We start from the raw sequence: 8,481 nt of genomic DNA on the forward strand, positions 1-8,481 counted from the left end.
TCGTTACACTTGAAGTCATTTTTAAAAAATCAAGTGTAAATTATGAGTAGTACGAAGTACATTAATCCGATGCTGGATTGGTCATTTAAGAAAATTTTTGGGACGGATCCAAACAAAGACTTATTAATCGCTTTCTTAAATGAGGTTTTTAAAGGGAGAAAAAATATTGTTGACCTGGTATGACAAAGGAAGAACAGGACATATACGATCAAGAGTTGAAGAGGAAGTGGGATAACGAAGCCGTTAGGGAGCAGTCATTTCTTGATGGTGAGCAAACAAAAGCTCTTGAAATTGCTCGTGCAATGAAGGAAAAAGGATTCGAATCATTTGTAATTGCTGAACTCACTAATCTCGCAATTGAAGAAATCGAAAAACTGTAATCATCAATTCATGTAAATATGAGCAGATGAAAATCTGCTCATATTTACATGAATTCTCCATATTCACTTGCGCTGGCATTTTAATTATTACAAAATTTTGCTTTAAACTATAGCCTAAATAGAATATTTTAGGTGAAGTGAAAAAAATATAACCATATATTGAAGTAGAATATTTACTATTGCGGAAAGATTTAGTTATATTTATTTAAGCCTACCTATGGTTTGTTTAGTAACCGGCTTTGCCTTAGCAATATGTAAATGAATAGGATGTACAATAAGCTTTCTGACGCTGAATTAACTGCTTTACTTAAGGAAGGGGATGAGGGGACTTTTACCGAGGTTTACCAGCAATATTCGCCGGAGTTAACGGCATGGGTGAGCAGAAAGGTGTTGTCGCTGGATGACGCGCATGATCTGGTGCATGATGTTTTTATTCATGTTTGGCTGGATAAGGGGAATGTAACGGCTGTTAAACCTTACCTATATTATATTACCCGAAATAAGATTGTTGATTATTTCAGGAAGAACGCGAGCCGCAGGGAATATGCAATTTTAACACAGCTTGTGAATCAAAAGCAGGAGCCTCATATGGATCCGGTTGCTTCTATTGAGGCTAAAGATCTGCGGGAAAATCTGGAGGCTGCGATTGAGCAGTTGCCCCCGCGTACAAAGGAGATCTTTAAACTCAGCAGGCAGGAAAATTACAGCACGGCCGAAATTGCGGCTAAACTGGGCCTGAGTGAGCAGACGGTAAAGAACCAGTTGAGTACGGCCTTGCATTATTTAAAAAATACAGCAGACAGATTGTCTATTCTGGCTCTGCTGTATGTATTGTATAATTAAGTCCAGTCTTTCTCTTCGAGGGTAAAGATCTCTTCTACGGTGGTGTTAAATATTGCGGTGATTTTTAACGCTAGTATGCTGGATGGAACAAATTTTCCAATTTCTATGGAGTTAATGGTCTGTCTGGAAACAAGTTTATTTGTCTTTTATTTTGGTGTTTATATTACATCAATTCTTAAAGTATGTAATCTATTTTTTTAGCGAGCCAAGGTGTTTGTAGGTATTGATGAGCAAACCGGTAGGTGTGGACTTGGAGCTGACAAACTCAAGTTCCCGGGCGTCAATACTGTCTGACAATAAACGTTTACCCCGGCCAAGCAACACTGGATAGGTGATGAGTACAATCTCATCGGCTAGCCCCTGGTCTAGCAATACAGAAGTTAGCGTAGAACTTCCTACAACGATTACATCGGGACCATCTGTGGATTTGAGGTGGCGAATTGCTGCTACAATATCCTCGCCCAGATCTTGAACAGGGCCCCATTCCAGGCTGTCTGGTCTGTGGGTGGCGATGTATTTTGTTGCAGCGTTTATGGCATTTGCCATTGGGAAATCTCCGGCATTGGGCCAAAAGCCACTAAATATATCGTAGGTGTTGCGGCCAAGCATGAGGTCGAAGTTTGGACCATATGCTTCAAAAAGCATTGCCGCACCGGCAGGGCTTCGGTATGGAGTTGTCCATGCGCCATAGATGTAGTCTCCGTCATGTTCTATTATACCATCGAGGGAGATATGTTCGAAAATTCTGATCTTTCTCATTTTGTTCTATTGGATTATTGTTATCCAAATTTACAGAGGGCAAGTGATACCAATGAGGTGCAATCGCGACAATATGAGGGCACTTTTTAACCATTTGTATTTGCCAAAAGAGAGGTGAATGATATAAATAAAAAAATATTTCATTTTCTTATAGTACCAACTGCTTGCTGGTACGTGTTATTGTTTAATAGCACTAGAAAAAATGAATGCAGAAGAGTTAGATCAATTATTAGAAAAGTACCTTGAAGGGAAATGTACACCAGAAGAAACGCTGCTGGTGGAGCAATTGGTGGATAACTACGACAATAAAAGTACAGCCTGGGAAGACCTGGACGATAACAAGCAACAGGTATGGCTGCAACAACTATGGGCAGAAATAAAAGCGAGTATGCTTACCTATGAAACTCAGTATTTAAAATTCAAGAGGTTTAAGTTATGGTCTCGCATCGCTGCGGCAGCAGCCGTTCTTTTAATCGTTGGCGCCGGCCTTTTCTTTTATACTCAACGTCGTATCGAGGGAAGCGCAGCGACGAGAGATCTGTTAGCAAACGACATCAAACCTGGCGGCAACAAGGCTTACTTAATATTGTCTAATGGTAAACGCTTGTCTCTAAGTGATGCGGCTAATGGTGAGCTTGCTAAGGAAGCGGGAGTAGAGATCACCAAAACCGCCGACGGAAAAGTGATGTACTCCTCACAACCTCTCGCTCCTTCGGGGAGAGATGCCGCAGGCAGAGAGGGGGCTCTCAACACAATCGAAACGCCCCGCGGGGGGCAGTATCAGATCCGGCTCCCCGACGGATCCAAAGTATGGCTTAACGCCGCTTCTAAATTGATTTATCCTGTTTCCTTTAATGGGCGTGGGCAGCGGGTGGTTGAACTTAGTGGCGAAGCCTACTTTGAAATATTTAAGAATAAACTCCAACCTTTTGTGGTCAAATCCAAAAATCAGGAGGTTACTGTATTGGGTACGCACTTTAATATTAACAGTTATACCGATGAACCGGGTACTAAAACGACACTATTGGAAGGAAGTGTAAAAGTGAACGACGCAACCCTTAAACCTGGCCAGCAAGCTACGTTAACCAATAACCAACTTAAGATAGCCGAAGTCAACACCGACGAAGCTATTGCCTGGAAAAACGGTCTGTTTGCCTATAAAAACACACCGCTTCAAAATGTAATGCGCCAAATAGCGCGGTGGTACGATGTAGACATCGTATACCAAAACAACGACTTGCCGCAAAAGCTGCTCAGTGGTTCTGTGTCCAGATACGACCAGGTATCGGGCATCTTAAAAGCCATAGAATCTACAGGAACAGCCAGATTTAAAATAGAAGGAAGAAAAATAACCGTATTACCCTAACAATGAATCATCAAAACGGGTCTAACCAACCCCTAAATAACCATATTAACAAATACTAACCGACAAAGAAAATGAAAAAGATTAAAAGCAAAGGAAGTTAATACGACCGCGGTTTAGAAGAAAAAAAGCCATGAAAGTGTGACTAGCACCCTCATGGCAAATATTCTGAGTTAACCCAAAAAACAAATTGTTAGATCCATTTATGTATTAACCCAAAACACTAAAGTATGAATAAATATGCTTTTAACCAAGGCATGCCGTATTGTTGGCTGCCGCCAAAAATACTATTGATTATGAAATTGATCATAGTGATGATGACCACCTGCCTGATGCAGGTAACCGCCGCCACCTTTGCCCAGAAACTTACCTACAGTAAGAAAGGCGCCAGCCTGGAGGAGATTTTTAAAGAGATCAAAAAACAAACCGGATATAATGTATTGTATTCACCAGAAAAAGTAGACGATACCCAAAAAATAGATGTTTATTTCAAAGAAACCGCCTTACCAGAAGTACTGGAAAAGGTAGCGAGCGGCCAAGCCTTAGAATACACGATCAATGATAAGAATATCAGTTTAAAGCCTAAAGAGTCCACCTTTCTGGACCGCCTGGCTAAGCGCTGGGCTAGCATTGACGCTAATGGGAGTGTGGTGGATTCGGAGAATCGCCCGCTTCCGGGGGCGAGTGTGAAGGTGAAAGCGACAGGGAAGGCCGTGAGTACGGATGAGAAGGGAAGGTTCTTTTTGAGAGGCGTGGAAGAGGGCGCTTTGCTGGTGGTGAGTTTTATTGGGTATTTGCCAAAGGAAGTGAGTGCTTCGGCGAATATGGGGAGTGTGGTGCTAGAGCAGAGTTTATCGAAGCTGGATGAGGTGCAGGTCATTGCTTATGGAACGACGACCAGGAGATTAGGTACAGGTAATATCAGTACTGTAAAAGCAGAAGATATTGAGAAGCAGCCTGTAAATAATCCGCTGTTGGCGTTGCAGGGACGTGTGCCAGGGGTGTTTATTGAACAGTCTACTGGTATCTCAGGGGGAGCTATAAAGGTGCGTATTCAGGGACAAAATAGTATTGCGAAAGGTAATGATCCATTGTATGTAATTGATGGAATGCCGTACGTTTCACAATTACTTCCATCGTCGAATGGATCTCCACTTAATGGCGGAAGTGCGATGAGCTTTATCAGTTCTGCTGACATTGAAAGTATTGATGTTTTGAAAGATGCAGATGCCACAGCTATTTATGGTTCACGTGCCGCCAACGGAGCAATACTAATCACGACCAAGAAAGGTAAAGCAGGTGATGTTAGAGTAGATGTGAATTTACAATCCGGTTTTGGGACAAGTAGACAATTGAACCTTCTGAATACTCAACAATACCTTGAAATGAGACATGAAGCTCTGAAAAATGACAATCGTATTATCTCAGCAACTGATTATGATCTCAATGGACAATGGGATACTACACGATATACTAACTGGCAGAAGGAACTTTTTGGGGGTACAAGTAAATACCAGGATTTTCAAGGATCAATTTCAGGGGGATCCACTACAACTCAGTTTATTTTTGGAGCAGGATATCATAAAGAGACAACTGTATTTCCAGGGGACGTTGCGGATGCAAAAGGGTCTGTAAAATTGGGAGTGAGCAATAGTTCCGAAAATCAAAAGTTTAAAATTCAAGTTAATGTAAGTTATTTTCGAGATGATAATCACCTTCCACAGTATGATCTCACTCAATATGCAGTGCAATACCCTCCTGATGCTCCCATGCTTTACAATACCAATGGCAGTTTAAATTGGAGTCCAGACGGTGTGGGCAACTCTACTTTTGAAAACCCATTAGCATATTATGCGATAAGGAAGTATAATAATAAGACTAATAATTTAATATCAAATGTCAATTTAAGCTACCAAATCTTACCCGGATTGGACCTAAAAAGTGCATTTGGATATACGAATCTTCAAACTAATGAACTGAATATTGTTCCTCAACTTGCAAGCTCGCCAGAATATTCTGCCTACAATATGAGGTCGGCGATTTGGGGAAACAGTAATATTAATTCCTGGAATATTGAACCCCAGCTTACTTACAGCAAGCTCATTGGAAAGGGAAAATTGGATATTCTAATTGGAACCACACTTCAGCAAAAAAATAGTCATTCTTTGGGTTTGTATGGTAATCAACAAATTAGTGACGCTGTATTAGAAGATTTTAAATCGGCCTTAGTTGTCAGTGTGAACTCAACTTTAGAGGAAATATATAAATATAATGCACTATTTGGAAGATTAAATTATATATGGAATGATAGATACATTATAAATATAAATGCCCGTAGGGATGGCAGTAGTCGATTTGGTTCCGAAAATCAGTTCCATAACTTTGGCTCTATTGCAGCAGCCTGGATTTTTTCAGAGGAGAAATTCCTTAAAAACAATCTGAGTTTTTTGAGCTTTGGCAAACTTAAAGGTAGTTACGGAACCACGGGTAATGATCAAATTGGAGAGTACCAATTTCTAAGTGTCTATAATCCTATCAATAAAACTAATCCATATCAAGGTGTTTCTGGCTTAAAACCTAGAAATCTGGCAAACCCTAATGTGGCTTGGGAAGAAACGAAAAAACTACAGGGAGGAATAGATTTGGGATTCTTAGAAGATAAATTGATATTAAATGCCACTTATTCTTTGAATCGGAGTTCTAATCAGTTAATAAATTCACCTCTATCTGCGTTTGCTGGACTTCCTAATATTTACCTTAATTTACCTGCTACGATTCAAAATTCTGGATGGGAATTTAGCTTCTTGTCCAATAACCTGGTAAAGAAAAACTTTAAGTGGACAAGTGTCCTCAATTTAACTATACAAAAAAGTAAGCTTGCCAGTTTTCCTGGGCTGGAGCAAAGTACATATGCTAATTGGTATTTTGTCGGAAAGCCAGTGACCGGCAAAATGATCTATCATTCGCTTGGAGTTGACCCTATAAGTGGTGTTTATCAGTTTGCAGATAGGGATGGAAATATAACTTATTCTCCTAGTGATAGAGACAAAACTATATTTGTTGATGAAAGTCCTGTGTTTTATGGAGGGCTGCAAAATCATTTTACATATAAGGGTTTCGATCTCGACTTTCTATTTCAATTTGTAAAGCAAAAAGCCTTTGGGAATAAGTTTGGATATAATCCGGGAGCGTATTTTATGAATCAACCCACTTCAATATTGTCTCGCTGGCAAAAACCAGGAGACCAAACTAATGTACAGCGATTTAATTCTGATTATTCTTTATATCAGGCATGGGCAGGAGTAATTGGTAGTGATGCCAATTGGAGCGATGCTTCTTATATTAGATTAAAAAATCTGTCTGTATCCTGGCAACTACTAAAGGAGATAAAGAAAGTTCTTCATTTGGAGAATTGTAAGCTTTATGCTCAGGGGGAGAATCTATTTACCATTACTAAATATACAGGGTTAGATCCAGAGACGAAAAATCTTTATTCACTACCCCCACTTAGGGTAATCACTTTTGGGGTGAAAATTGGTTTATAGTCTTTTTAAAATTTAAAATAGAAAAAATGAAAAAGCAATTATCTCATGTTAAATTTAATTTGGTCTTGAAAGTTATATTTAAAAAAAATAATATCCTATATGCGGCGCTTCTATTTATCCCTTTAATTGGATGTAAGAAGTTTGTTGAAATAGGAGCCCCAGTTACTAGCATAAATTCCGGCAATGTATATCAAACGGATTTTACTGCTGCTGCCGTTCTAACAGGAATATATACTGATCTATCTGAAGGATTGAGTGGCTCTGGCCTAGCTTCAATGACATTGCTTCCAGCGTTGTCATCTGATGAATTGACACTATTTGGAGGAGTAACAAGTTCTGCGAAATTATATATTCCATATTATACGAATTCGCTTAACAGCTCAAATGTCCTAAGACATACAGCACCTATATATTCTACGATTTATACGATTAATTCAGCGATAGAAGGTATAACAGGGAGTAACAAACTTACCCCAATTTTAAAACAACAGCTATTGGGGGAAGCAAAGTTTATGCGTGGCTTTTGTTATTTCTACATGACAGAACTTTATGGTGACGTTCCCTTGGTGTTGACTACGAATTATAAAATCAATAGTGTCATTACAAAGTCGTCTAAAAATGTAGTCTATGCACAAATTATTACGGATTTAAAAGATGCCCAGAATCTTTTAAGTGATCAATATCTAAAAGCGGATGCTATGGCTGCTTATACTTCAGGAGTGGAGGAAAGAGTTAGACCCACTAAATGGGCTGCTACAGCTCTGTTGGCAAGAGTGTATTTATACGATAAGAAATGGTCTGATGCAGAACGTGAATCCACATCGGTTATTAATAACTCATCTTTGTTTCAATTAACGGATTTGGCAAATACCTTTTTAAAAAATAATAAGGAATCTATCTGGCAATTACAACCTGTAACAAAGGGTTATAATACGGAAGCAGCTCGCCTCTTTGTTCTTCCATCTTCTGGACCAACAGCTGTGGGTAATAGAAATTTTTATTTGAGTAAGTATCTGATAGATAGTTTTGAATCGAATGATCTAAGGGCGAAACTATGGGTAAATAGCATTGCCGTGAAGGGAACTACATATTATTATTCTTTCAAATATAAAGTTATTGCTCAGAATGTAGAGGTAAGTGAATATACTGTGGTTTTACGTCTTGCTGAACAATATCTGATAAGGGCTGAAGCCAGGATTCAAAATGGGAATATTGGAAATGGAATTGCAGACCTTAATATTATTCGAAATAGAGCGTCTGATCAAAATCCAGGAGCAATTCAATTAATACAATTATCAACTACTCTAAATAAAGGCGATGCACTAAAAGCAGTTCTCCATGAACGACAAGTGGAATTGTTTATAGAATGGGGGCATCGATGGTTTGATCTAAAAAGGATGGGATATGCAAATGGAGTAATGGATGTAGTTACTAAAGAAAAGGGGGGGACATGGAATACAAACTGGCAATTGTATCCTTTTTATATAGATGAGTTAAGATATGATCCAAATTTAGTTCAAAATTCTGGCTATTAGAATATTAAAGCTTTATAGATTGGTCGGAAAATAGTTGTTGTTTACTGATTAATTAA

The 8,481-nt window shown here is 39.0% G+C and carries 7 protein-coding genes; 6 read left to right on the forward strand and 1 reads right to left on the reverse strand.

Features of this window, described 5'->3' with window-relative positions; translation table 11 throughout:
* Nucleotides 1-69: 69 nt before the first annotated feature.
* The 3 genes from DBR11_RS11075 (at nucleotide 70) to DBR11_RS11085 (ending at nucleotide 1,223) form a co-directional block, all read left to right on the forward strand.
* The gene (locus DBR11_RS11075; RefSeq protein WP_233260720.1) at nucleotides 70-183 is read left to right on the forward strand and encodes an Rpn family recombination-promoting nuclease/putative transposase; all 114 of its coding nucleotides are present in this window, start codon (nucleotides 70-72) and stop codon (nucleotides 181-183) included.
* On the forward strand, nucleotides 180-380 hold the full coding sequence (locus DBR11_RS11080; RefSeq protein WP_233260719.1) for a hypothetical protein: 201 nt from the start codon (nucleotides 180-182) through the stop codon (nucleotides 378-380). The genes DBR11_RS11075 and DBR11_RS11080 overlap by 4 nt, the downstream gene beginning before the upstream one ends.
* Before the next feature lie 258 nt (nucleotides 381-638).
* Nucleotides 639-1,223 (forward strand): RNA polymerase sigma factor, encoded by a 585-nt coding sequence (locus DBR11_RS11085; RefSeq protein WP_108552575.1) that lies wholly within the window; start codon nucleotides 639-641, stop codon nucleotides 1,221-1,223.
* A 189-nt stretch (nucleotides 1,224-1,412) separates the two neighbouring features.
* Here the strand turns inward: DBR11_RS11085 and DBR11_RS11095 are convergent, their stop codons facing one another.
* Nucleotides 1,413-1,982 carry a dihydrofolate reductase family protein gene (locus DBR11_RS11095; protein WP_108552578.1) on the reverse strand — a complete coding sequence of 190 codons (570 nt, stop codon included), beginning with the start codon at nucleotides 1,980-1,982 and terminating at the stop codon, nucleotides 1,413-1,415.
* Between the two features lie 202 nt (nucleotides 1,983-2,184).
* Here DBR11_RS11095 and DBR11_RS11100 point away from each other — a divergent pair, with 202 nt between their 5' ends.
* The 3 genes from DBR11_RS11100 to DBR11_RS11110 all read left to right on the forward strand — a co-directional run bounded on the left by DBR11_RS11100 (nucleotide 2,185) and on the right by DBR11_RS11110 (nucleotide 8,425).
* Complete coding sequence (locus tag DBR11_RS11100; protein WP_108552580.1) at nucleotides 2,185-3,348, forward strand: FecR family protein; 1,164 nt, start codon at nucleotides 2,185-2,187, stop codon at nucleotides 3,346-3,348.
* A 293-nt stretch (nucleotides 3,349-3,641) separates the two neighbouring features.
* Nucleotides 3,642-6,890, forward strand: a complete 3,249-nt coding sequence (locus tag DBR11_RS11105; protein ID WP_158275267.1) for a SusC/RagA family TonB-linked outer membrane protein — start codon at nucleotides 3,642-3,644, stop codon at nucleotides 6,888-6,890.
* 26 nt (nucleotides 6,891-6,916) lie between these two features.
* Nucleotides 6,917-8,425: a RagB/SusD family nutrient uptake outer membrane protein gene (locus DBR11_RS11110; protein ID WP_108552584.1), complete on the forward strand. Its 1,509-nt coding sequence runs from the start codon at nucleotides 6,917-6,919 to the stop codon at nucleotides 8,423-8,425.
* Nucleotides 8,426-8,481 lie beyond the last annotated feature (56 nt).

It is taken from the genome of Pedobacter sp. HMWF019 (genome assembly GCF_003061025.1).
Lineage (GTDB): Bacteria > Bacteroidota > Bacteroidia > Sphingobacteriales > Sphingobacteriaceae > Pedobacter.